This is a genomic window from Vibrio sp. Y20_XG_PY13, assembly GCF_024181925.1.
GTDB classification, from domain to species: Bacteria; Pseudomonadota; Gammaproteobacteria; order Enterobacterales; family Vibrionaceae; genus Vibrio; species Vibrio parahaemolyticus.
In genome coordinates, this window is the sequence record NZ_JAMZAL010000005.1 from 15,301 (window position 1) to 38,688 (window position 23,388).

Here is a 23,388-nt window from a genome sequence, read left to right on the forward strand (position 1 = left end):
TTATGCGGATTCCTTATTGAAAACAGTCAATGTGTAGTGCTCTGGTGTAGATTGGCAATCAACCACGTACCCTTGGGTACGAAGGTAATTCACAATGTCTCGTTTAGAGCTGTTATCCACCACTTGAATGACAAGGTGATGATACTGCGATTCTTCATCCTGAAAGACCTCAGCAGCGTGACGCTTGGCAAGTAACAGCGCCATTGGGCAGCGTTGCTCGCGCAAATCAAGTAACATGGATTCCATTGTATTGCTCTGCACTTATGATAGGGTTGTATTGTAACGGCTTTTTGAGCTGGTGCTAGCACTTCTGACATGATTTAACCGCATGCTGAAATGACTCGGATATAAAACAATTTACGAAACCAATTCATTTATTTTTGGTCTTAGTGCTAGCCTATTCATCCTAGAGGATGACCATAAAGTATAGTGGTGATGTTGTGAGGTACTCGACCTCCAACCACGTACTTAGGTATTTTGGAGAATCTTTAAACCGTATGTTAAAACGCACTCGCTCGCTCGTTTGTTTGTGCCTTGCCGCTGCAATCAGTTCACCAACGACTTACGCCAATAGCATCGACTTGCCTGATATTGGTACGGCAGCTGGCGGCACGCTTTCTATAGACCAAGAGTTGATTTATGGCGACGCGTACATGCGCATGCTCAGAGCCAGTAAGCCTATCGTCAACGATCCGGTCATCAACGAATATATCGATTCCCTCGGACACCGCCTCGTGGCCAACGCGAACGATGTAAAAACGCCGTTCCACTTCTTCATGATTCGTGATCGTAATATCAACGCCTTTGCCTTTTTTGGCGGTTACGTTGCATTGCACTCAGGGCTATTTCTTCATGCTCGTAGCGAAAGTGAACTCGCATCCGTTGTCGCGCACGAAATTGCACACGTAACACAGCGCCACCTAGCGCGCAGTATGGAAGACCAAGCAAGGCGCTCTCCAGCGACTTTAGCCGCGCTTGCTGGTGCATTGTTACTTTCGATTGCTTCACCAGAAGCTGGCATGGCAGCGATTACCGCCGCAACAGCAGGCAACATGCAAAGCCAAATCAACTACACTCGCTCAAACGAGAAAGAAGCCGACCGCTTCGGCATCGCAACCTTGGCGAAAGCAGGATTTGATGTGCAAGCAATGCCGCGTTTCTTTGGCCGTTTAGCCGATGAATACCGCTACGCGAGCAAACCGCCACCAATGCTACTGACTCACCCTTTACCAGAAGACCGTGTAGCAGATAGCCGTCAACGTGCACAAGCCTATCCCCCAATGCGCATTGCACCCTCTATCGATTACCATTTGGCGCGCGCACGCATTGTGGCGCGATATGCCGGTATCGACGGACAAGCCGCACTAGGTTGGTTTGAGCGTACTCAAAAGAAAGCTTCAGCGGACATCATGCCGTCATTTGATTACGGCCGAGCGCTGGTTCATTTGGACAACAAACGCTTATCACAAGCAGAACCGATTTTGAAAAAGCTGTTAGCGCAAGACCCGGGCAACCCATTCTATTTAGATGCAATGACCGATCTATACATCGAGAAAAAACAGCCACAAAAAGCCGTTGAGTTACTAAATAGCGCGCTAAAGCGTAATCCTCAAAACAAAGTATTAACCATTAACTACGCCAACGCGTTGCTTGAAGCAAACCAAAATGATCAAGCGGTGCGTACACTTCAGCGTTATACACACGATAACCCAGAAGATAGCAATGGCTGGCAACTATTATCGAAAGGCTATCATGCCCTTGGACGTAGTGATGAAGAGCTTGCAGCTCGCGCGGAAATTCTGGCACTAAGAGCAAACTGGAATAAAGCGATTCAATATTACAGTGAAGCAAGTAAAATGGCCGAATTGGGTAGCTTAGAACAAGCGCGATACGATGCTCGTATCGACCAACTCATGATCCAACGAGATCGATTCATGGCATTACAATAACGAAATGGAGAAAACCATGTCAGTCGTGATTTATCACAACCCACGTTGCTCAAAGAGCCGTCAAACTCTTGAGTTACTTGAGCAAAATGGTGTTACACCGGAAGTCGTAAAATACCTAGACACACCACTAAATGTGGATGAACTAAAAGCGCTATACGCTCAACTCGGTTTCTCATCAGTACGTGAAATGATGCGTACAAAAGAAGACGTTTACAAAGAACTTGGTTTAGGCGAAGCATCAGTAAGTGATGATCAGCTGTTCGAAGCAATGGCGCAAAACCCAAAATTGTTCGAACGTCCAGTTGTTGTAGCAAACGGCAAAGCTAAAATTGGTCGCCCACCAGAGCAAGTGTTGGATATTCTATAAATGGATTGCCAGATCCTTATTTTGTACTTCAGCCGTCATGGCTCAACAAAACAACTGGCAAGACAGATAGCAAGAGGAGTCGAATCGACTCCTCAATGCCAAGCAATTTTGCGTACAGTTGAAGAATTGTCACCTCACTCACATCCCCCTTCCGATCCAATTGTTACTCTAGATGAACTGAAAAAGTGCGACGGTCTAGCGTTCGGTAGTCCCGTTTGGTTTGGCAATATGGCAGCGCCTTTAAAGCACTTTTGGGATCAAACCACCCCTTTGTGGGTTAGCGGTGACTTAATCGATAAGCCAGCTTGTGTATTTACCTCATCATCTTCGATGCATGGCGGTCAGGAGACCACACTTCAAAGCATGATGACGCCATTACTGCATCACGGGATGATGGTACTTGGCATTCCTTACGCTGAACCAGAGCTGCATTCGACCCAATCTGGTGGCACACCCTACGGTGCCAGCAGTGTAGGACACGAACCAAGTCTCACAGCGGAGGAGACTCGCCTGGCACAACAATTAGGTAAACGACTAGCAACAGCAGCGTTAAAGCTCAAAGCTTGTCACTAATACCAGTATTAATAATCAGTAGAATTGGTATCAATTCAAGGATAGAGAATCGATGTCTGACTCTTTCGAAGAACAACCACCACTTGGTGCTCAAGCAAAAACGTATCGCTACCTCGCTTTGTTCGGCAACTTAGCTTTATTAGCATGGGTCGCGATTTGGCAACTCGCTTTATCTCCTCACCCTCATCTGAGTAGCACAACACTCGCGATTGCATGGTGTATTCCGTTATTGCTACCGTTACCTGGCATCTTAGCGGGCAAACCTTACACGCATGCATGGGCGAACTTTGTCTTGATGCTGTATTTCTTGCACGCCCTCACTATCTTGTACGTGGACGGTGGTGAACGGTGGTTGGCAGCGGTTGAGCTGGTGCTTACCTCTCTTGGTTTTGCTGGCAATATTTTATTTGCTCGTGCTCGAGGAAAAGAGCTAGGCCTTAAACTCAAACGCTTGTCACAAGTAGAAAAAGAAGAAAAAGCGAAGTTCAATAAGTAACTTCTCTGATTCAAAAACAAAAAGAGTCGCAATTGCGACTCTTTCTTTATTCTATGCCCAAACGCGGATTAACTTTGCGAAGTAGAATTCCACTCATAAATCAGATCGTATTGATCTTGCACTTGAGGAATCACAACAGGCTGTTGTACTTGCGCTGCTGGCACAGTTTCCTCAACGGCTTGAACCACCGTTTTTGGTTGCCCTTCTACAGCTTGAGCCTCTGAAGGTAGAGTTTCTACCGATTGATCTTCCGATGGCGTCACTTCTTCAACGTCACCGAGTGGATCTTCAAATTCCATCAATTGTGAGATAGACGAAGCCTCTTGCTCAAATGCTTGTTGTGAAGCAAGCAAATGAATAGTCAGCGTTAACTCACTGCCTTGTACACGCTTGATTTCAGTGCCCGCCACTGAATTCAATTTGGTAAGTGCATTTTCTAAACGGAAGAAATCAGCAGCAGACGTTACATTTAACACTTTCACGTTCACAGCTTTAGAAGACTTGCCTGAGACAACAACGGCGTTTTTACTTGCGTAGTAATCAGCAATACCATCCACCATTGCGGAAATAGCGTCTGCACCTGTTGCCGACCCGCTGCGTGGAGAAGTTTGCGCATCAATAATCTTTGCAGGCGCTTGGTCATACAAAGTCCAACGAATCTGCTCGCCTTGCGCACGAATAATTAATACCGCGTCCGCTGGGTAACGCTGGCTGGCTTGGCTAATCGGTTCAATGAAACCGCCCCAAAGATCAGACGTGTTTACGCCCGTGACATCGTCAAAATCCCCAACAGGAATCGTAATTGGAAGGCCACGAGCTTCCGTTGCTTTTTTCAACGCAGCAACGTTGGCAGAATCAGAATGTTCCCATGCAATTGCGCGGTCGTAATCTTGCTCTTCCACCAGCCAAACCAAAATGTTGGCACGATTCGGTGACCATGAAGGCAACTGAGCTTGAGTCAAAAGCGATTGAATTTGCCCACTGTTAAACAACATTTTAAGACTTGCTTTACCATCAACTTGGCTTTTCCCAAGCTGAGAAATATAGCGAGAGCTAGAACTCAGCGCCTTTTGGATAACAGGGTTGCTTAGCGAAGATTGAGAACCAGTCGCTCGAACAATCACATCTTTCATACCTTGTTCACGAGCCGCAGACTCACCGTCGTTCTGCTCACTGTCGATAACCACTTCTGCACGATAGATATCTACCTGAGTTAATGCATACACCGGCAGGGACAACCAACCGATCAGTAAGAGAGCTAAATAGCGCATAGTTTTCATAATCCTCTAAACAAGAACCCGCATAATAAGCAACTATCAAATCTTGAGCAAGGCGCGTACTGAGTGAATTGTTTGTAGTTTGACCAAGTTAATGCCGTTTTTTGCATCACTAGGTGATTAATTAACGTTACCCCATCAACATGAACTCATATCGATGCATATTGAAAGACATAAAACCTGATATTCATTGCTCTTGAAGCTTCATTTTCAAGAGCTCTTATTAGATCACAGCACATCGATATTCTTTGAATGGCTTAATTTGGACTCGTAAAATCGTCCATTTTGCAAGCAACCAACTCTCAAAACATTCGTTTGGATGATAAATTCATTCGAAAGTTTGATCTAAGCAACGTTGCAAACGATTGCAAGATGATAGAATTCGTCGGATTTGTCTGCGTATCTTTGAAATAGGGAATTATTATGAAAAATGCGTTACAAGGCGCTCAAATGCTCTTTGTCGCTTTTGGTGCTCTCGTGCTCGTGCCGCTTCTGACTGGTCTCGATCCAAACGTAGCCCTCTTTGGTGCCGGTGTCGGTACTCTCCTCTTCCAATTAATCACTAAACGTTCTGTCCCAATCTTCCTTGCCTCTTCTTTTGCGTTTATTGCTCCTATTATGTTCGGTATCCAAACTTGGGGTATTGGTGCAACTATGGGCGGCTTGATGGCGGCAGGTTTGGTTTACGTTGCGCTTGGCGCGATGATCAAAGTGCGTGGTGTAGGGTTTATCCATAAGATTTTGCCACCGGTTGTAGTTGGCCCCGTGATCATGGTTATCGGCCTTGGCCTTGCGCCAACGGCAGTCAACATGGCGGTAGGTAAAACGGGCGACGGTGCGGTTCAGTTAGTAAATGGCGATGCTGCGGTCATTATCTCTGCTGTTTCACTGCTAACGACAATTGCACTTAGCGTGTTCGCAAAAGGGTTCCTAAAACTGGTTCCTATCGTGGGTGGTATTTTGGCGGGCTATTCAGTATCCCTATTCTACGGTGTGGTTGACTTTACACCTGTAGCTCAAGCAGCTTGGCTTGCAATGCCCAACTTCACCATGCCTGAGTTCAACATCAACGCGATTCTATTCATGATCCCAGTTGCAATCGCTCCTGCGGTAGAGCACGTGGGTGACATGTTGGCTATCTCAAATGTAACGGGTAAAAACTACCTGAAGAAACCAGGCTTACACCGCACTATCGCGGGTGACGGAATCGCGACAATTGCAGCATCAATGGTTGGTGCGCCGCCAAACACTACTTACAGTGAAGTAACAGGCGCGGTAATGCTGACCAAAGCTTTCAACCCTGTAATCATGACTTGGGCTGCCATTACCGCTATTGTTCTTGCGCTGGTAGGTAAGCTAGGTGCGATTCTGCAAACCATTCCTGTGCCAGTAATGGGCGGCATCATGATTCTTCTGTTCGGTTCTATCGCAACCGTCGGTTTGAATACGCTGATTAAGAACAACGTTGATCTACACAAGTCTCGTAACCTAGTGATCGTTGCAGTAACACTGGTATTTGGTATCGGTGGTATGGCTTTCGGTATCGGCGAGTTCAGCCTACAAGGTGTAAGCCTATGTGGTATCGTGGCAATCCTTCTTAATCTAGTGCTGCCACACGACCTTGGTGAAAACCACGTGGTTGATAACGCTCAAATGGAAGAAGAAAGCGCGAAGTAATTCGACTGCGCGACTTTTAAGTGGCGCACTTTAACCTTTCTAAATAAATAAACAGCAACAAAAAAGGCTTGGTGAAAACCAAGCCTTTGTTTTATTCGGAGTAACTAATTACTTAGTACCGAAAATCTTATCACCTGCATCACCAAGACCAGGAACGATGTAGCCTTTGTCGTTTAGCTTCTCATCGATTGCCGCAGTGTAAAGCTCAACGTCTGGGTGCGCTTTTTCTAGTGCTTCAATACCTTCTGGAGCAGCAACTAGAACAAGAACTTTAATTGACTGACAGCCTTTCTCTTTTAGTAGGTCGATAGTCGCGATCATCGAACCGCCAGTTGCTAGCATTGGGTCAACAACTAGAGCAATACGCTCATCAATGTTAGACGCTAGCTTGTTGAAATAAGGTACTGGCTCAAGTGTTTCTTCATCACGGTAAATACCAACAACACTGATACGAGCGCTTGGCATGTGCTCAAGAACGCCATCCATCATGCCTAGACCTGCACGTAGGATTGGCACTACTGTTACTTTTTTACCTTTGATTTGGTCAACTTCTACCGGACCGTTCCAACCTTCAATGGTTACTTTCTCTGTTTCAAAGTCTGCTGTCGCTTCGTAAGTAAGTAGGCTACCGACTTCTGTCGCTAACTCACGAAAACGCTTTGTGCTGATGTCACCTTCTCTCATTAGACCAATTTTGTGTTTTACAAGAGGGTGCTTTACTTCAACAACTTTCATGTCCATCTCCGGCTATAGTTGGCAATATTTAAACAAACCTTCAGATTATACATGATTTTCACAAGGATTTCAGGATATATCACTAAAGAAAAAAACCAACGCAAACGTTTGCTATCTGTATTTAACCACTGGTAGAATAGCGCCGTTTTCATATCCAACTTAAATACCGAGGACTTCCCTGTGAGTGGTAACAACTCTTCTCTTAGCTATAAAGACGCTGGTGTCGATATTGATGCAGGCAATGCGCTTGTAGATCGTATTAAGGGTGCGGTGAAACGTACTCGTCGCCCTGAAGTGATGGGTGGTATCGGTGGTTTTGGCGCTTTATGCGAATTGCCAACCAAATACAAACAACCTGTACTGGTTTCTGGTACTGACGGTGTAGGCACAAAACTTCGCCTAGCACTGGATATGAACAAGCACGACACTATCGGCATCGACCTAGTGGCAATGTGTGTAAACGACCTAATCGTTCAAGGTGCCGAGCCCCTATTCTTCCTAGATTACTACGCGACTGGCAAGCTAGATGTAGACACAGCAGCAGACGTGGTTTCTGGTATTGCTGATGGCTGTGTTCAAGCTGGTTGTGCACTTATCGGTGGCGAAACCGCTGAAATGCCAGGCATGTACGAAGGCGAAGACTACGACGTTGCGGGTTTCTGTGTAGGCGTAGTGGAAAAAGAAAACGTGATTGACGGCACTAAAGTAGCAGCAGGCGACGCACTTATCGCTGTCGGCTCAAGCGGTCCACACTCAAACGGTTACTCACTGATCCGTAAGATTCTAGAAGTTTCTGGCGCAGATAAAAACGAAGAGCTAGCAGGTCGCACTATCGGTGAGCACCTACTAGAACCAACGAAGATTTACATCAAATCCGCACTTAAGATGATTGAGAAACACGATATCCACGCGATTTCTCACATTACGGGTGGTGGTTTCTGGGAAAACATCCCTCGCGTACTGCCTGAAGGCACAAAAGCCGTTATCGACGGTAACAGCTGGGAATGGCCAATCATTTTCAAATGGCTGCAAGAGAAAGGCAACGTTGAAACACACGAAATGTACCGTACGTTCAACTGTGGTGTTGGTCTAGTCGTTGCACTACCAAAAGACCAAGCAGACGCGGCGGTTGCACTTCTTAAAGAAGAAGGCGAAAACGCATGGGTGATTGGTGAAATTGCTCAAGCAGAAGCAAATGAAGAGCAAGTTGAAATCAACTAACTTGTGAATCACGCTAAAAAATAAAATGAATGAGGACGCCACGTCCTCATTCTGCTATCTGGAACATCGAAAACCATTCTAATAGTAGGTAATTTATAGAACCTACAATATCAAGGCAGCCCCAACATCATGAAAAACATCGTGGTTCTAATTTCAGGTAACGGCAGTAACTTACAAGCCATTTTAGAAGCTTGTGAAAACAGCATGCCTAACGCACACGTTGCAGCAGTATTTTCTAATAAATCTGACGCATACGGTCTAGAACGTGCAAAACAGTTTAGTGTTGATGGCCACTTTGTTGACCCTAAAGCGTTCGAGTCACGCGAGGCATTCGATGCCGAGTTGATGCAACAAATTGACAAGTATCAGCCCAATGTTGTCGTTCTTGCTGGGTACATGCGCATTCTTAGCGGTGCATTTGTTTCGCACTATCTCGGTAAGATGATCAACATTCACCCTTCTCTTCTACCTAAATACCCGGGTTTACACACCCACCAGCGCGCGATTGACGCCAAAGACAAAGAGCACGGCACAAGTGTTCACTTTGTCACAGAAGAGTTAGACGGCGGTCCCGTAGTTCTTCAAGCAAAAGTGCCAGTATTTGAAGATGATGATGCAGCAGCACTCGCTGCGCGTGTACAAACTCAAGAGCACACCATTTACCCTATCGTGACTAAGTGGCTCGTTGAAGAACGTTTAATCATGCAAGATGGCAAAGCTTGGTTAGATGGCAAAGAACTCGGTCCTCATGGCTACGCAGCCGCTGAAGAAGAATAAGTACTTTTTAACGCATCAAAAAAGGCAGTCGAGTGACTGCCTTTTTGTTATTTGGAAAACTTGATGTCTAGAAACGTCGTTATTCCAACGGTTCGGTCGGAGCTTGATTACCCGGTTTGGGCGCTGCAAATGGCACATCTTTCAAATCAGATGCATTGTTTTGGATCAGTTCACCAAGGTGAAACAAACCATATTCACCAGGCTTCATTCGATGCCAAGTCTCATTGCCGGTTAAAGGCTGAGTTGCAATGACAGAAACAACATCGTTTGGTGTTGTTTCTTCTTGGAAGTTGATCTCCACATCTTCATCTAGCAAAGCGGCCTTGCCAAACGGTGCGCGACGCGTAATCCAATACAAGTGATTAGTACAATACGTCATGACAAACTCGCCGTCGCTGAGCAACATATTGAACACGCCTTTTTCTTTGAGCTGATCGCAACATTTAGCGATGTAGAGAAAAACAGATTCCATGTCCTGAGGAGGCTCTGGATATCGATCTTCCATCTGCTTTAGCAGCCAACAAAACGCGAGCTCACTGTCTGTTTGACCAACAGGACGATGGCGCCCAGTGTACAGGTCTTGGTAATCAGACAGCTGACCATTGTGAGCAAAGGTCCAATACTTGCCCCACAACTCACGTGTGAATGGGTGCGTATTTTCTAAATTCACTCCGCCACGGTTTGCTTGGCGAATATGACTCACAACCGCACGACTTTTGATCGGATAGTTTTGCACCAATTCAGCGATTTGGGACTCACAGCTTGGTTTTGGGTCTTTAAAGGTTCGAAAACCTTTACCTTCATAAAAAGTAATTCCCCAACCATCACGGTGCGGGCCAGTACGACCTCCACGCTGCATCAGCCCTGTAAAGCTGAAACAGATATCCGTTGGAACATTGGCGCTCATGCCGAGCAATTCACACATCGTTTAACGAACTCCTTACCTAAACCACAGCCGAAAAAGTGGCTGCAGAAAATTATTCCATCTCTTTTTCAATCAACTGAATGATGATGTGAATAATCTTAATATGTACTTCTTGAATACGGTCTGCATAACCAAAGTGTGGTACACGAATTTCAATATCAGCAAGACCAGCCATTTTACCGCCATCTTTACCCGTCAGTGCGACGGTCTTCATGCCTTTAGCTTTCGCAGCTTCAATCGCTTTAAGAATATTTCCTGAGTTGCCAGATGTCGACAAACCAAACAGAACATCACCTTTGCGGCCTACCGCTTCAACGTAACGAGAAAAAACAAAGTCGTAACCAAAATCGTTACTGACACAAGAAAGGTGGCTTGGATCTGAAATCGCAATACCAGCGTATCCTGGGCGATTATCACGGTAACGCCCCGTTAGCTCTTCTGCGAAGTGCATTGCGTCACAGTGCGAACCACCGTTACCACACGACAGCACCTTACCATCTTGCTTAAAAGAATCGGCAATCATCTTCGCTGCCGCTTCGATTTGAGCAATGTTATGGTCATCGCTTAAAAATTTGTTGAGCACTTCAGCAGCTTCGTTCAATTCACTTCTAATCAGATCTTGGTACATAAGACGTTCTCTTTATTATTTCGGGCGTAAATGCGCATTCGCTTCGCCTTAGTAAATGGTTCTGATGCCATTTTAGCACCGGACATTTCATAACACTGAGTTTACCCACAAACGAGAATTAGTGTCGATAGTGAACCTCCAGATTTGGATTGGTGACAGTAATAAACTTGTCAACTTGCTTACGAAACCATCACTCAATTCGCAACTTTAGAATTTTAACTCTACTTAGATCACTTTTTACTCAATCTTGTGTTTTACATTTCTTTAATATTTTGATTACACTTATACCAACTGGTTAGACCTCTTACCAAAATACAGACGTACAACATTTATAAAGTCTGAAAAGGAAAAATTATATGGACATCTTGCTCTCTATCGTTGCGATGGCTGTTGTGTTAGGCATTACGCTTTACCACAGAATGTCACTCGTTAAATCCGTCAGCCTACTAACTGCTGCCATGCTAGTGCTGACTATCACAGGCTCAGTTGGCGTTATTGGCTGGACACTGTATGTGCTTGCAATCGCGGTCTTTGCCGTTTCTGGTATCCGCCAATCGCTTATTAGCCGTAAGGCACTGGCGTTGTTTAAGACTGTGCTACCTGCGATGTCTCAAACTGAAAAAGAAGCTCTCGATGCTGGTACAGTATGGTGGGAAGCTGAGCTATTCAAAGGTAAACCTGAATGGGAAAAATTACACGCAATTCAAGCGCCAAAACTTAGCGCTGAAGAGCAAGCGTTCTTAGACGGCCCAGTAAACGAAGTGTGTGCTATGGTCAGCGACTTCCAAGTAACGCATGAACTCGCGGATTTACCACCTGAAGTTTGGCAGTATCTGAAAGACAACAAATTCTTCGCCATGATCATCAAGAAAAAGTACGGTGGTCTAGAGTTCTCTGCATACGCTCAATCTTTGGTACTGCAAAAGCTGACGGGTGTTTCTGGCGTACTTTCTTCTACCGTTGGTGTGCCTAACTCATTAGGCCCAGGCGAACTCTTGCAACACTACGGTACAGAAGATCAGAAAAACTATTACTTACCTCGCCTAGCCGAAGGTAAAGAAATCCCATGTTTCGCGCTAACTAGCCCAGAGGCTGGCTCAGACGCAGGCTCAATCCCAGATTACGGCGTCGTTTGTAAAGGAGAATGGGAAGGCAAAGAAGTGTTGGGTATGCGTCTAACGTGGAACAAACGCTACATCACGCTTGCGCCTGTTGCGACGGTACTTGGCCTTGCATTCAAACTGCGTGACCCGGAAGGCCTGCTTGGTGATAAAGAAGATCTTGGTATCACATGTGCGCTGATCCCAACGGATGTGAAAGGTGTAGAAATCGGTAACCGTCACTTTCCACTTAACGTACCATTCCAGAACGGTCCAACCCGTGGTAAAGACATTTTCGTTCCTATCGATTTCATCATCGGTGGTGAGAAAATGGCAGGGCAAGGCTGGCGCATGCTGGTGGAATGTCTGTCGGTCGGCCGTGGCATCACGCTACCTTCTAACTCAACGGGTGGTATCAAATCGGCTGCGATGGCAACGGGTGCATACTCTCGCATTCGTCGTCAGTTCAAACAACCAATCGGTCACATGGAAGGCGTTGAAGAGCCATTGGCACGTCTTGGCGGTAATGCATACGTCATGGATGCGGCCAGCAACCTAACTGTTGCAGGTATCGACCTAGGTGAAAAGCCATCGGTTATTTCTGCAATTGTGAAGTACCACTGTACCCACCGCGGTCAACAAAGCATCATCGACGCGATGGACATTGTCGGCGGTAAAGGCATTTGTTTAGGCCCTTCAAACTTCCTCGCTCGTGGCTACCAAGGCTCTCCAATCGCCGTAACGGTAGAAGGTGCAAACATTCTGACTCGTTCGATGATCATCTTCGGTCAAGGTGCGATTCGTTGTCACCCATATGTACTTGAAGAAATGAATGCAGCTTACTCAGAAGCGAGCGACGCGGTTGAGAAATTCGACAAAGCGTTAGCTGGCCATGTGAGCTTTACCATGAGTAACCTCGTTCGCAGTATTTGGTTTGGTTTGAGCGATGGTCTCGGTTCATCGGCACCGACTAAAGATGCAACGAAACGCTACTACCAACAGCTAAACCGTTACAGTGCCAACCTAGCGCTTCTGTCTGATATCTCAATGGCGGTACTTGGTGGTTCGTTGAAACGTAAAGAGCGTTTATCTGCGCGTTTAGGTGACATTCTCAGTCAGCTATACCTAAGCTCTGCGACGCTAAAACGTTTTGAACAAGATGGTCGTCCAGCTGAAGATTTGGCTTTGGTTCACTGGGGTCTACAAGATAGCTTAAAACAAGCAGAAATCGCCGTTGATGAGTTCCTAGCAAACTTCCCGAACAAAGTCATTGGCCGCACACTTCGCGTTCTGATTATGCCATTCGGTCGTGTACGCAAAGCACCAAGTGACAAGCTAGACAGCAAAGTGGCACGTATTCTACAAACCCCAAGTGCAACACGCTCGCGCATTGGCCGTGGCCAGTACCTAGAGCCAACAGAGCACAACCCAGCCGGTAAGATTGAGCTGGCACTGTCTGTGATTCTTCAAGCTGAGCCTGTGTTCGACAAAGTTTGTAAAGCGCAAGGTAAACGTCGTCCATTCCTCCGCTTGGATATGATTGCTCAAGAAGGTCTAGAGCAAGGCGTGATCACTCAAGAAGAAGCAGAACTGCTGAGAGAAGCCGAGCAACATCGTCTCGATACCATTAACGTTGACGATTTTGAGCCGGAACTATTGGCAGCAAAGCCACTTTACCCTCAAATGGATAGCGTTGCTTAAAAACCAATAAGAAAGACAAAAACGGGAGCTTTGGCTCCCGTTTTCTTGTGCTCTGACTCCAAATAACGCCCCCTCCCTTTCGACGCATCCGATGCTCACTCTCAGACAACCGTTGTAACCACAGCCAAACCAATTGATCGCGATATGAGTGATAAATAGCTCACAGACCTTACCCATTAACGATGTATACTTTACCGTATCTCAACCACATATATGGAAAATCTGTTGGCTAGATTCTTATTCGCTCAGTGGTTCCCAGGTCTCATTCAACTTAAAAACTATCAAAAAGAATGGCTCGTGAATGACTTTAGAGCCGCATTTTCTGTTGTTGCTGTTGCACTACCTGTTGCTATTGCTTATGCACAGCTAACTGGCGTTTCTGCTATCGTCGGCCTCTACTCATGCGTGCTGCCGATGCTGGTTTACGCTTTGATGGGCACTTCCCGACAACTCATTGTTGGCCCGGACGCCGCAACCTGTGCCGTCATCGCCGCCGTCGTTACCCCAATTGCCGCTGGCGACCCAACCAAACACTGGCAGCTCGTGATGACCATGACAGCCATGACAGGTATTTGGTGTGTACTGGCCAGCCGCTTCAAACTGGGAATTTTTGCTGACTTCCTTTCCCGCCCAATCCTCTTAGGGCTACTCAACGGCGTGGCGTTGACCATCATTGTCGGTCAGTTTGCGAAAGTCGTGGGTTTGAAATACGAACAACGCTATCTACTTGAACGATTATGGGAAGCTCCACAACGCTTGGCAGAGCTTCATTGGCCAACCGTTGCGTTAAGTGTAGCGACTGTGGCGGTCTATTTGGTAACCAAACGCTACCGTCCTACTTGGCCTGCAGCAATGCTTGCCATACTGGTTACTACAGCATCGGTTTGGCTACTGCACTTACAAGAAATGGACGTGGCCGTAGTCGGCTTAACTCAAGGTGGTTTCCCTCAATTTCAAGCCCCACAATTTGAGCTTGGCGAAGTGCGTGAGCTCGTCGTGCCAGCGTTAAACTTAGCGATCGTTAGCTTTGTCAGTATGATGCTGACCGCGCGCAGCTTCGCAGCGAAGAACGGCTACGACATTGACGCCAATAAAGAATTTCAGGCATTGGGGTTTGCCAATATTGCTTCTGCCTTCTCGCAAGGCTTTGCCATCAGCGGCGCAGATTCTCGTACCGCCGTTAACGACGCCAATGGGGGAAAATCGCAATTGGTATCGATTGTGGCTGCCATCACCATTGCTATTATCGCGGTCTTTATTTACGAGCCGTTACAGTTCATCCCTATAGCCTCACTCGGCGTGGTACTCATCATCGCGTCACTGTCGCTGCTTGACCTCAAAGCCATATGGATACTGAAAACACGTGACAAAGATGCCTTTTACCTTGCCATCATTACCTTTATTTCCGTGCTAGTGATTGGGGTTATTCCGGGTATCACACTGGCAGTTCTATTAGGTCTATTTCAGTTTTTACGCATCGTCATGCGACCAAGTGACCAACTACTGGGTCTGGATGAAAAAGGTACCATTCGCACCATTGATGAAACCGGAAAAGCGTCTCCAATTCCGGGAATGGTGATTTATCGCTTCAACTCACCGTTGACCTACTTTAATGCGCCGTACTTTAAGCGTCGTTTGCTAGAGCACGCAGAGCAAAACAAAGATGTCAGCAGTGTCGTAGTAGATGCCGTATCAAGCTTTACTCACCTAGATTTGAGTGTCATGGCAACATTGGCCGACATTCACGAAGTGCTCAAGAAAAGAGGAATACGATTAGTCCTCGCGGGAAGAAAACGCCGCTTGCGTCAATGGTGTGAGTTAACGGGAATAAGCACCAGCGAAGGCGGGATTTTGCTGCGTGCCGATATGTACCTTGCGATCAAACTCAGTGGTAGCTACCTCAGTGCTGTCGGTGAAGGGATTGTTCCAACCGTGCAAAAAGAACCCGATTTGGAACAACCACCAAAGCCAATTCCAGAAGTGGCTTAAGCGACAGTCGAAGATAAAACAAAAAACGGAGCCGATGGGCTCCGTTCTTTCTCTAACTCTTCTGCCTTATTTCTTTGGCACTTCCAATTGCATTTCAGGCATGGCTTGTCGTTTCGCTTTTAACTTGCGCCACACAATCCAAGCCACAATAGCAATCAAGAGCATCACTACGTTGCCGACCGCAATGATGATCATGCTGCGTTTACGCTCGGCTTCGCGCTCTGCAATGATGCGTTTTTCCATCTCAATACGGCGTTGCTCGGCCAGCTCTGCTTCTTTGGCGATGCGGGCAGCTTCTAAATCCACTTCATCAACGACACTGAAGGTTTGTTCTTGAATAGGAAACACCAGTGCTCGCTGGGTTGCGAAATCCGTTGCAAAGATTTCTCCGCGCCATGAGTACTTGCCCAGTTCAGGATCGTTATCCAAGTTCAAGGTGGTTTTCATACCATCCTGTGACACTTGACCTTGGCTGTAGGTAATGAAGCCATCAGGTGCATTTTGTTCGACATTTACCGCGATAGAACCGGGAGCAATCATACCTTGCTCACCGCTAACCACCAGCTGGTGTGGTTTCTCTGGGCTACGAGATTGAATAAACGTACGTGAGACTGGGTTTGGGTACACCAAAATCACCTGTTCTTGCGCACGCAAAAATACGCCGTTTCCAGAAGTGATTCGTGCGCGGTACTTGCCCGGTTCCACTTCGATAGGTAATTGAACGGTGAAGACGCCATCGCCCGCTTGTTCATCCAGACCGCGACCATCATCAGAAAATTCGCCAATGATCATCGGCACTGGGCGTGCTTCTTTTATCAGTTCGTCTTCATTTTCGACAAACTTAGTAAAGGTGACACGCAAGTTGACGCGGTCGAGAAAGTCTCGCAGGACAAGTGGCTTATCGTCTGAAGTTAAACGCGCGGTGAACTTGAGCGCTTCTCCGTTATAGAGACGGTTAGGGAATACGTCGGTGCTGAGCTTGAGATGTGAAATTAAGCGGATGTTGTTTTTTGGGGTTACTTTCCCCACAGCTTGCCAAGGGCCAGGCATTGGGTTGTCGACTGAAATGATGTCGAGCGATGGTTCTTGATACCAACGAACGTTGTCGTAAGAGCCCCACGCGTAATATTTTTTACCATCTGGACGAACTAACACAACAGGTTGAGAACTTTGTTCACGATAAACCAGAAAAGTAATCTGTTCGATGGTCGGGTCGACACGAAAACGGTTATCCAACAAAGACATGGCGGACTCGCTCGCGGCAAATGCGAAACAACTCCAGATCGCTAAAATAGCGACCGACAAAGCCCTCAACATAGCTTCTCCTATTGGTGCCAAATACAGTCGTTTACCAGTTCTAATCTTTTCTGGTGCGCTTCTAATTCATCGGCAGTTGCACGCAAAACCTTTAGTGCTTTTCTTCCTTCAATGCGGCGAATGGTTTCTACCCCGCCTTCTTGTTTGTTGGCGTTAAATTCTAGACTCGTTTGTCCACCTGTCATCAGTAGGTAAACGTCGGCTAGAATCTCCGCATCGAGCAATGCCCCGTGGAGTGTACGGTGCGAGTTATCAATGCCGTAACGTTCACATAATACGTCGAGGTTGTTGCGCTTGCCCGGGAAGATTTTCTTCGCCATGGCAAGCGTATCCGTCACCTTGCAGTAATCGTCGGTTTTACCAATTGTTGGATCGAGTTTTTCAAACTCATAATCCATGAAGCCAGTATCGAAGGGCGCGTTATGCGCAACCAGTTCTGCGCCTTTGATAAAATCAAGAAACTCTTGGTGGATACTCGCGTATTCCGGTTTATCTACCAAGAATTCATCGGTAATACCATGTACTTGTATCGCCTCAGGTTGAATTTCACGATCGGGCTTAATGTACACATGGAAATGACGACCAGTCAGCTTACGGTTGATGATCTCCACGGCACCAATTTCGATGATGCGGTGTCCTATGTAGTGCGGACCACCTTCTTGGTTCATACCTGTGGTTTCGGTATCGAGAACGACAATGCGATTATGTTCAGAATTGCTGCTGGTATTCATAAGGTTATGTATGTCAGACTATGCTTTATTAAATGTTTCGGCTAATAGTACCAAAAATATGACCAAACACGTTGAGATTTTCACAGACGGATCTTGTTTAGGAAATCCAGGCCCTGGTGGCTACGGCATCGTCTTACGCTACAAAGACGTAGAAAAGACGCTCTCCAAAGGCTACACACTCACCACCAACAATCGCATGGAAATGTTAGCCGCAGTTGTCGCCCTGCAAACACTGAAAGAGCCGTGCCGTGTCACGCTGACGACCGACAGTCAGTACGTGCGCCAAGGGATCACGCAGTGGATTCACAACTGGAAAAAACGCGGCTGGAAAACTGCAGATAAAAAGCCCGTGAAGAACGCCGATTTATGGCAAGCACTGGATAAAGAAACGGCGCGCCACCAAGTGGATTGGCATTGGGTTAAAGGCCATGCTGGACACAGAGAAAACGAAATCTGTGATGAACTCGCCCGCACAGCAGCAGAAAACCCAACAGAAGAAGATACAGGCTACCAGCCATCTTAATACGCTAGTAGCGCTGGCTCGACACTCTCTTCACACCAAATCCCTCTCGGTTCATCACGCCAAGCGGCGTCAGTTTTTTCTTTAGACGCCAATGTGGTTTGATTGGCTTGAGAGGGTACGTTCGTTTACGAGCGACGATATAGTACAAGCTCCCCGCCGGAGAAGCCCAATCCCCCAAGCTGTTTTCTAACCAAGTCCACATGGTGCGATAACGTGTCATAGGAAACAGCGCATAACGATCACAATGAATTACTTGGTAATTGAGTAACCCCAACCAGTCATTGATTCGGCTCGAAGTAAACATTCGTCCACTCCACGGCAAGTTATTTTTACGCCATGGGAATAAACTCGCTAAACCAGTAAAGCTAATTGGGTTAAAACCCGTAATGATCAAGCAGCCATCATCCATCATCACTCTGTCTACTTCTCGCAGCAGACGGTGTGGATCACTTGCATAATCAAGCTGATGGGCAAGTATCACGACATCAAAGCTTTTTTCCAAAAAGGGCAATTCGTAACCATCTGCGATAACATTGTGCAACGGGTTCTGGATATCTACGTTGACTTGGTGTTGAATGTTACAATTACAGCTGGTTAGCTCACAGCTCAACCCGCCCAGTTTGAGCATATGGTAGCCGAACAATTTCGGACACCATTCATCAAGTCGGGTCTGGATTGACTCAAGCACCCAAGGCCCATTGTTCATCGCTGACCAAGTCGATGGGTGCGGTAAAGTTTTGTTGCTGAGTGCTGGTTTCATTAACCACCTGACTTAAAAAGGGTGACGGAGAACGAATCGTGTTAGAGATCAAAAGCATACCCGCATTTAATGATAATTACATCTGGCTGATAAAAAATAGCGACAAGCGTTGCGCCGTGGTCGATCCAGGCGATGCACAGCCAGTATTAGATTATTTGCAGGCTAACGAATTAACTTTAGAAGCGATCTTAGTTACACACCACCACAACGATCACATTGGCGGTGTTCCAGATTTAGTTCGTGCATTTCCTCACGTCACCGTTGTCGGCCCGAAAGCGGAGCCAATTCCGACCTTAACAACTCCTATGGAAGAAGGCGATAAACTTGAGCTGTTCGGCGAAATCTTCTTGGTGCTCGGTTTGCCGGGGCACACGCTCGGTCATATAGGGTATGTGGGCGATAGCAAGCTATTTTGTGGTGACGTGCTATTTTCTGCTGGTTGCGGTCGTATTTTCGAAGGCACACCAGAGCAGATGTTTGAGTCCCTGAGCAAAATTGCAGCGCTTCCAGAAGAAACACAAGTGTTCTGCGCGCATGAATATACAGCGAGTAACGTTGCCTTTGCGCTGGCTGTGGAACCTGATAACGAGCAACTACGTCAATACCGAGACGATGTGAACCGACTTCGTGCACTAAACATTCCTACCCTTCCTACAACGCTGCGAAAAGAAAAGTGGATTAATCCATTCTTGCGTACCACCAATCCAGACGTTGTTAAGTCTGTCGCGAACCGCATTAAAAATAGCGATCCATGCTCGGTTTTTACTGCTTTGCGTGAGTGGAAGAACGAATTTTAACCATTTTCTGCTTGTAAGTTTGCAAGACCCCAGTATTATCAGGGGCTGATTTTTTGGGAAGCGCCACTGGCGCTTCTCTTACGTTTGGGGTCGATATAAATCAACTTGAATGTCGCTCCCATGCATAATTTTAGAAGCTCTCCGCCTCTATTGAATATTAGTTAGTGTTAAAAGATGTCTATTATCTCACGACTGCCACGCAACTTAGGCTGCGCGACAGGCAGGAGAAGATAAAAAGGCCCTAAATAGGCTGAACCCATGCGTTTGAAGTATAGCTGGGCGTTGGTGTTGTTATTATCTGGCTGTCAATTGACTCAGCCAAATTCGTCCACCACTCCAACTCCAGAAACCAACAAGTCAGAGCAAACTGCTAAGCAGAATGCCACTAAGACTAAATCTAAAAACAAACAATCTTTGGCGAAAGATTCTGCCAAGGATACGCCAAAAGTTCTCTCCCCTCAGGAACAAGAAGATGTGTGGCAACGTATTGCTATGCAGCTTGAAATGGACATCCCAAACAACAAGAAAGTGGATTATTACCGTACGTGGTATTTGAAACACCCAAACCACCTGTACACGGTATCTAAACGTGCAGCGCCATTTCTTTACATGATCACGCAACGTATCGAAGAACGTGGGTTGCCAATGGAGCTTGCTCTTCTACCGGTTGTGGAAAGCTCATTTGACGCTTTCGCCTACTCGCACGGTAGCGCAGCAGGTTTGTGGCAGTTTGTGCCAGGCACCGGGAAAATGATGGGGCTTGAACAAAACTACTGGTATGACGGGCGTCGCGATGTCGCTGCCTCTACCGATGCTGCATTGGATTATCTTGTTCAATTAAATGAACGTTTTGACGGAAACTGGGAACACGCAATCGCAGCCTACAATAGTGGCGGCGGTCGTGTATCTAGCGCTATCCGTAAGAACAAAAAATTGGGTAAACCTGTCGACTTTTTCTCTTTAGATCTGCCAAAAGAGACCAGTAGCTACGTGCCAAAACTTCTCGCTCTTGCGGACGTGGTGGCAAACCAAGAAAAGTACGGTATCGACATTCCATCTATCCCAAACAAACCAGTGCTGACGTTAGTCGATCCGAAAGAACAACTGGATCTCGCTATCGCTGCTGATTACGCGGGCATCGGGGTAAAAGAGCTGCAAAGCTACAACCCTGCCTACAACCAATGGTCCACCGCACCAGAAGGTCCTCATCAGCTTCTTATTCCTGTGGAGAAGAAGGATGCGTTCTTAACTCAAGTTGAGAGCAATCGCGGTAAAGGCATGAAAGTCGCGCGTTACAAAGTCAAATCTGGCGACTCGTTGAGTATGTTGGCGAAGAAATACGGTACGACCTCAAAAGTGATTCGTCGTGCTAACGGCCTGTCGAACAACAACATTCGCATTGGTCAGTACTTACTTATTCCGACGTCAACCAAAGACGATTCAAAGTACGCACTTACAGCGCAAAACCGTTTGAACAAAACGCAATCGCAAGCTCGTGGCCAACTGAAACTGTCACACGTTGTGCAATCGGGTGAAAGTTTGTGGTCTATCGCTCGTGACAACAAGGTTTCACACAAATCGCTAGCAAAATGGAACGGCATGGGACCAAAAGATACCCTGCGCGTCGGTCAAAAGCTGGTGATTTGGAAAAAATCAGACCAAGGCGCCGTGATTCGTACCGTGTTCTACAACGTTCGCTCTGGCGACACCATCAGTGGCATCGCAAGCAAATTCAAGGTGAAGAGCAACGACATCGTAAAATGGAACTCGCTGCATAAGCAGAAGTACCTAAAACCGGGTCAAAAACTTAAGCTGTACGTAGATGTAACTAAGGTAAGTGTATGAACCCGTCAAGTAACCCACTCGTAATGTTGTTGGATATATTCCGTTCTCCAACCTCTTGTTTTCTTGCGCTTTATCAGCGTGGTGGTTGGGGATGGCAACCTTTCATCTTTTTGATGCTAAGCCCATTCCTATTTTGGGGCGCGTACTTTTCGAACGTTGATTTTACGTGGTTAAGTGACCAACTCACTGTACAGTTCCAACAAATCGACCCACAGCAGATTGAGCTATTGGAACCAAACACGTTGATGGCAAGTGCGATCATTAATGACGTGTTCAATCGCTTTGCGACGCTTTTGTTGCTTGCGTTTTGGTTCTTCCTTGCGACTAAAGCAAGTAAACAACAATACGGTTATTGGAAATGGTTTGCGGCATCGTGCGCCATTTTGTTTCCAGCGGTATTGGGCGACATTGCAAGCTACGCAAGCTTACTATTGAAACATGGTCAGGTAATGACCTATGCGGCGGATCTCAACAGTCTCAATGGCTTACTGAAGTTGCCACTCACCAACGAATGGTCTCACTTTGCTAGCTCACTGCCACTTCTGTTGCCTTGGTACATTGTTCTAGGTTACGGCGTGGTATTAACGTGGACTGAATTTGAACGCGGACAGGCTCTGGTGATTTCGAGCCTGCCTTGGATCGCGTTTTACGTGATTTGGGCGTTGTACATCGTTATCGCTTAAGCTGACTAACGCTAATCGTTAAGCGTAAACGACACCAGTAATGGATTATGATCGGAAGCGTCGCTCTGCGGCGCTTTCGCATTTTTCAGCGTTAATCCGCGGTAGAACACATGGTCTAGCGGCAAGCCCGTAATAAACTGCGTACGATGATCTGGCGAGAACTGTACTTCTCTCAAATTTGCTTCCCTCAGGGCCTGCTTCATGGCCGTAATCCGATATTCGCTCCAACTATTAAAATCACCAGCAAATACGATTGGCCCGCTGTGTTGTTTAAGTAGCGTCTCAAGCGCAGAAAGTTGCGAAGTATATTCTTCCGTTCCAACGGTAAAGTTGATCGCATGCACATTGATAACGGCCAAGCTCTCACCATTACTTAAACGATACTGGCTGTACAACGCCGATTTTGGCAAACGCAACCACGGTTCTTTTGACGTGTACGCGCATGCTTTAATTGGCTGCTTTTGAGCAATACTAATCACGCCAGCTCCGCTGCCTAACGCTTTAAACGCGCTGACTTGGTTGCTGATCCAGCTGCCATCTACCAACCATTGTTTAAAACTGTCTGTCATGCTGGCTTCTTGCAGCAATAACAATTGCTTATCTGCCGAGAACAACTCCAGCTCAGATTGCCAGTTAGCGCGATTTTGCTTGTAGATGTTCCAAACTAAAAGGTTGAGTTCACCGTTATCGTCCAGAGCTTTTGCTCCGCTAAACTCTATACATCGAATGTCTTCGGTAATTTCAGATCCAGTTTGTGTGATGATCTGTGGATGTTCCGGCACGGTAAAGATGACTTGAAAACTCACTACCGCAGCCATGATTAGAAAGGCTAAAGAGAGAACAAAACGCTTAAACATGAGAGCGTACCTGAATGCATGAAATAAAAAAGGAGCCTTATTGGGCTCCCTTTTAGCTTAATCAAAAATGCAATTGTAGTGAAATCTTAAATCGCGTCTTCGTCTTCTTCACCAGTACGGATACGAACCACACGCTCAACATCCGTTACGAAAATTTTACCATCGCCAATCTTACCTGTTTGCGCGGTTTCGATGATGGTTTCTACGCATTTGTCTGCTACATCTTCAGTAACAACAATTTCCAGTTTCACTTTCGGTAGGAAGTCCACCATGTATTCCGCACCGCGGTATAGCTCAGTGTGGCCTTTCTGACGACCAAAACCTTTCACTTCAGAAACGGTCATCCCTGTGATGCCTACTTCAGCAAGTGCTTCTCGAACATCATCCAATTTAAATGGCTTGATAATCGCTTCAATCTTTTTCATGTTCATCCCTTAAGCTTCAATCGTTTGCGCATATT

23 protein-coding genes are annotated in these 23,388 nt (G+C 46.5%); 13 read left to right on the plus strand and 10 right to left on the minus strand.

All coding sequences use genetic code 11. The features are described 5' to 3' along the window. Entirely contained in the window at positions 1-237 is a 237-nt protein-coding gene (locus NL646_RS13200; protein WP_023624344.1) for a sulfurtransferase TusA family protein, read from the minus strand. Between the two features lie 260 nt (positions 238-497). Between NL646_RS13200 and NL646_RS13205 the strand changes: the two genes are divergently transcribed. Genes NL646_RS13205 through NL646_RS13220 form a run of 4 tightly spaced genes read left to right on the plus strand, consistent with a single transcriptional unit; the run spans position 498 to position 3,385 of the window. Next, a complete protein-coding gene (locus NL646_RS13205) occupies positions 498-1,949 on the plus strand; it encodes a M48 family metallopeptidase (RefSeq protein ID WP_005457720.1) in 1,452 nt (483 codons plus the stop codon). Between the two features lie 16 nt (positions 1,950-1,965). Next, positions 1,966-2,316, plus strand: coding sequence for an arsenate reductase (glutaredoxin) (arsC, locus tag NL646_RS13210; RefSeq protein WP_021449915.1), 351 nt, complete (start codon positions 1,966-1,968; stop codon positions 2,314-2,316). Next, a complete protein-coding gene (gene wrbA / locus NL646_RS13215; protein WP_253664322.1) occupies positions 2,317-2,889 on the plus strand; it encodes an NAD(P)H:quinone oxidoreductase in 573 nt (190 codons plus the stop codon). Positions 2,890-2,941: 52 nt separating this feature from the next. Next, positions 2,942-3,385, plus strand: a complete 444-nt coding sequence (locus tag NL646_RS13220; protein WP_005457718.1) for a DUF2069 domain-containing protein — start codon at positions 2,942-2,944, stop codon at positions 3,383-3,385. Positions 3,386-3,453: 68 nt separating this feature from the next. Here NL646_RS13220 and NL646_RS13225 read toward each other — a convergent pair whose 3' ends face one another. Continuing rightward, entirely contained in the window at positions 3,454-4,656 is a 1,203-nt protein-coding gene (locus tag NL646_RS13225; RefSeq protein ID WP_025522552.1) for a DUF2066 domain-containing protein, read from the minus strand. Positions 4,657-5,085: 429 nt separating this feature from the next. On the opposite strand from NL646_RS13225, the gene NL646_RS13230 reads away from it, so the two are divergent. Further along, positions 5,086-6,339 carry a uracil-xanthine permease family protein gene (locus NL646_RS13230; RefSeq protein WP_005457676.1) on the plus strand — a complete coding sequence of 418 codons (1,254 nt, stop codon included), beginning with the start codon at positions 5,086-5,088 and terminating at the stop codon, positions 6,337-6,339. A gap of 108 nt (positions 6,340-6,447) precedes the next feature. Here the strand turns inward: NL646_RS13230 and upp are convergent, their stop codons facing one another. Further along, positions 6,448-7,074 (minus strand): uracil phosphoribosyltransferase, encoded by a 627-nt coding sequence (gene upp, locus NL646_RS13235; RefSeq protein ID WP_005457783.1) that lies wholly within the window; start codon positions 7,072-7,074, stop codon positions 6,448-6,450. A 180-nt stretch (positions 7,075-7,254) separates the two neighbouring features. On the opposite strand from upp, the gene purM reads away from it, so the two are divergent. Next, positions 7,255-8,295: a phosphoribosylformylglycinamidine cyclo-ligase gene (gene purM, locus NL646_RS13240; protein ID WP_025793000.1), complete on the plus strand. Its 1,041-nt coding sequence runs from the start codon at positions 7,255-7,257 to the stop codon at positions 8,293-8,295. Positions 8,296-8,424: 129 nt separating this feature from the next. Next, complete coding sequence (purN, locus tag NL646_RS13245) at positions 8,425-9,072, plus strand: phosphoribosylglycinamide formyltransferase (RefSeq protein WP_025535644.1); 648 nt, start codon at positions 8,425-8,427, stop codon at positions 9,070-9,072. A 79-nt stretch (positions 9,073-9,151) separates the two neighbouring features. Here the strand turns inward: purN and NL646_RS13250 are convergent, their stop codons facing one another. Both NL646_RS13250 and lpcA read right to left on the minus strand, forming a co-directional pair. Continuing rightward, positions 9,152-9,997 (minus strand): class II glutamine amidotransferase, encoded by an 846-nt coding sequence (locus NL646_RS13250; RefSeq protein WP_005481076.1) that lies wholly within the window; start codon positions 9,995-9,997, stop codon positions 9,152-9,154. A 52-nt stretch (positions 9,998-10,049) separates the two neighbouring features. Beyond that, entirely contained in the window at positions 10,050-10,625 is a 576-nt protein-coding gene (gene lpcA / locus NL646_RS13255) for a D-sedoheptulose 7-phosphate isomerase (RefSeq protein WP_020841160.1), read from the minus strand. Positions 10,626-10,981: 356 nt separating this feature from the next. Here lpcA and fadE point away from each other — a divergent pair, with 356 nt between their 5' ends. Then, positions 10,982-13,426 carry an acyl-CoA dehydrogenase FadE gene (gene fadE, locus NL646_RS13260; RefSeq protein WP_025631478.1) on the plus strand — a complete coding sequence of 815 codons (2,445 nt, stop codon included), beginning with the start codon at positions 10,982-10,984 and terminating at the stop codon, positions 13,424-13,426. Positions 13,427-13,639: 213 nt separating this feature from the next. Continuing rightward, on the plus strand, positions 13,640-15,415 hold the full coding sequence (locus NL646_RS13265; protein WP_253664323.1) for a SulP family inorganic anion transporter: 1,776 nt from the start codon (positions 13,640-13,642) through the stop codon (positions 15,413-15,415). Between the two features lie 66 nt (positions 15,416-15,481). Here NL646_RS13265 and NL646_RS13270 read toward each other — a convergent pair whose 3' ends face one another. Then, positions 15,482-16,732 carry a TIGR03503 family protein gene (locus NL646_RS13270; protein ID WP_015297131.1) on the minus strand — a complete coding sequence of 417 codons (1,251 nt, stop codon included), beginning with the start codon at positions 16,730-16,732 and terminating at the stop codon, positions 15,482-15,484. A gap of 8 nt (positions 16,733-16,740) precedes the next feature. After that, entirely contained in the window at positions 16,741-17,463 is a 723-nt protein-coding gene (gene dnaQ, locus NL646_RS13275) for a DNA polymerase III subunit epsilon (RefSeq protein WP_253664324.1), read from the minus strand. A 58-nt stretch (positions 17,464-17,521) separates the two neighbouring features. Between dnaQ and rnhA the strand changes: the two genes are divergently transcribed. Then, on the plus strand, positions 17,522-17,986 hold the full coding sequence (gene rnhA / locus NL646_RS13280) for a ribonuclease HI (protein ID WP_005484436.1): 465 nt from the start codon (positions 17,522-17,524) through the stop codon (positions 17,984-17,986). A 4-nt stretch (positions 17,987-17,990) separates the two neighbouring features. On the opposite strand, the gene NL646_RS13285 is transcribed toward rnhA, so the two are convergent. After that, complete coding sequence (locus NL646_RS13285; protein ID WP_005481108.1) at positions 17,991-18,746, minus strand: class I SAM-dependent methyltransferase; 756 nt, start codon at positions 18,744-18,746, stop codon at positions 17,991-17,993. A gap of 38 nt (positions 18,747-18,784) precedes the next feature. Between NL646_RS13285 and gloB the strand changes: the two genes are divergently transcribed. From gloB to NL646_RS13300, 3 genes are all read left to right on the plus strand, one after another. Further along, entirely contained in the window at positions 18,785-19,543 is a 759-nt protein-coding gene (gene gloB, locus NL646_RS13290; protein WP_029849970.1) for a hydroxyacylglutathione hydrolase, read from the plus strand. Positions 19,544-19,801: 258 nt separating this feature from the next. Next, positions 19,802-21,388: a LysM peptidoglycan-binding domain-containing protein gene (locus tag NL646_RS13295; protein WP_020838643.1), complete on the plus strand. Its 1,587-nt coding sequence runs from the start codon at positions 19,802-19,804 to the stop codon at positions 21,386-21,388. After that, complete coding sequence (locus tag NL646_RS13300; protein WP_005494291.1) at positions 21,385-22,071, plus strand: YIP1 family protein; 687 nt, start codon at positions 21,385-21,387, stop codon at positions 22,069-22,071. Before NL646_RS13295 ends, NL646_RS13300 begins: the two co-directional genes overlap by 4 nt. A gap of 11 nt (positions 22,072-22,082) precedes the next feature. On the opposite strand, the gene NL646_RS13305 is transcribed toward NL646_RS13300, so the two are convergent. Next, entirely contained in the window at positions 22,083-22,928 is an 846-nt protein-coding gene (locus NL646_RS13305) for an endonuclease/exonuclease/phosphatase family protein (protein ID WP_029849752.1), read from the minus strand. Between the two features lie 86 nt (positions 22,929-23,014). Beyond that, entirely contained in the window at positions 23,015-23,353 is a 339-nt protein-coding gene (glnB, locus tag NL646_RS13310) for a nitrogen regulatory protein P-II (protein ID WP_005436810.1), read from the minus strand. Positions 23,354-23,388 lie beyond the last annotated feature (35 nt).

Coding starts and splice junctions, on each gene's coding strand:
- fadE (WP_025631478.1), top strand. CDS start 10,982: ATGGACATCTTGCTCTCTATCGTTGCGATGGCTGTTGTGTTAGGCATT.
- NL646_RS13295 (WP_020838643.1), top strand. CDS start 19,802: ATGCGTTTGAAGTATAGCTGGGCGTTGGTGTTGTTATTATCTGGCTGT.
- NL646_RS13225 (WP_025522552.1), bottom strand. CDS start 4,656: ATGCGCTATTTAGCTCTCTTACTGATCGGTTGGTTGTCCCTGCCGGTG.
- lpcA (WP_020841160.1), bottom strand. CDS start 10,625: ATGTACCAAGATCTGATTAGAAGTGAATTGAACGAAGCTGCTGAAGTG.
- wrbA (WP_253664322.1), top strand. CDS start 2,317: ATGGATTGCCAGATCCTTATTTTGTACTTCAGCCGTCATGGCTCAACA.
- purN (WP_025535644.1), top strand. CDS start 8,425: ATGAAAAACATCGTGGTTCTAATTTCAGGTAACGGCAGTAACTTACAA.
- NL646_RS13270 (WP_015297131.1), bottom strand. CDS start 16,732: ATGTTGAGGGCTTTGTCGGTCGCTATTTTAGCGATCTGGAGTTGTTTC.
- NL646_RS13300 (WP_005494291.1), top strand. CDS start 21,385: ATGAACCCGTCAAGTAACCCACTCGTAATGTTGTTGGATATATTCCGT.
- upp (WP_005457783.1), bottom strand. CDS start 7,074: ATGAAAGTTGTTGAAGTAAAGCACCCTCTTGTAAAACACAAAATTGGT.
- NL646_RS13265 (WP_253664323.1), top strand. CDS start 13,640: ATGGAAAATCTGTTGGCTAGATTCTTATTCGCTCAGTGGTTCCCAGGT.
- NL646_RS13200 (WP_023624344.1), bottom strand. CDS start 237: ATGTTACTTGATTTGCGCGAGCAACGCTGCCCAATGGCGCTGTTACTT.
- dnaQ (WP_253664324.1), bottom strand. CDS start 17,463: ATGAATACCAGCAGCAATTCTGAACATAATCGCATTGTCGTTCTCGAT.
- NL646_RS13305 (WP_029849752.1), bottom strand. CDS start 22,928: ATGTTTAAGCGTTTTGTTCTCTCTTTAGCCTTTCTAATCATGGCTGCG.
- NL646_RS13205 (WP_005457720.1), top strand. CDS start 498: ATGTTAAAACGCACTCGCTCGCTCGTTTGTTTGTGCCTTGCCGCTGCA.
- NL646_RS13250 (WP_005481076.1), bottom strand. CDS start 9,997: ATGTGTGAATTGCTCGGCATGAGCGCCAATGTTCCAACGGATATCTGT.
- NL646_RS13230 (WP_005457676.1), top strand. CDS start 5,086: ATGAAAAATGCGTTACAAGGCGCTCAAATGCTCTTTGTCGCTTTTGGT.
- arsC (WP_021449915.1), top strand. CDS start 1,966: ATGTCAGTCGTGATTTATCACAACCCACGTTGCTCAAAGAGCCGTCAA.
- NL646_RS13285 (WP_005481108.1), bottom strand. CDS start 18,746: ATGAAACCAGCACTCAGCAACAAAACTTTACCGCACCCATCGACTTGG.
- NL646_RS13220 (WP_005457718.1), top strand. CDS start 2,942: ATGTCTGACTCTTTCGAAGAACAACCACCACTTGGTGCTCAAGCAAAA.
- glnB (WP_005436810.1), bottom strand. CDS start 23,353: ATGAAAAAGATTGAAGCGATTATCAAGCCATTTAAATTGGATGATGTT.
- rnhA (WP_005484436.1), top strand. CDS start 17,522: ATGACCAAACACGTTGAGATTTTCACAGACGGATCTTGTTTAGGAAAT.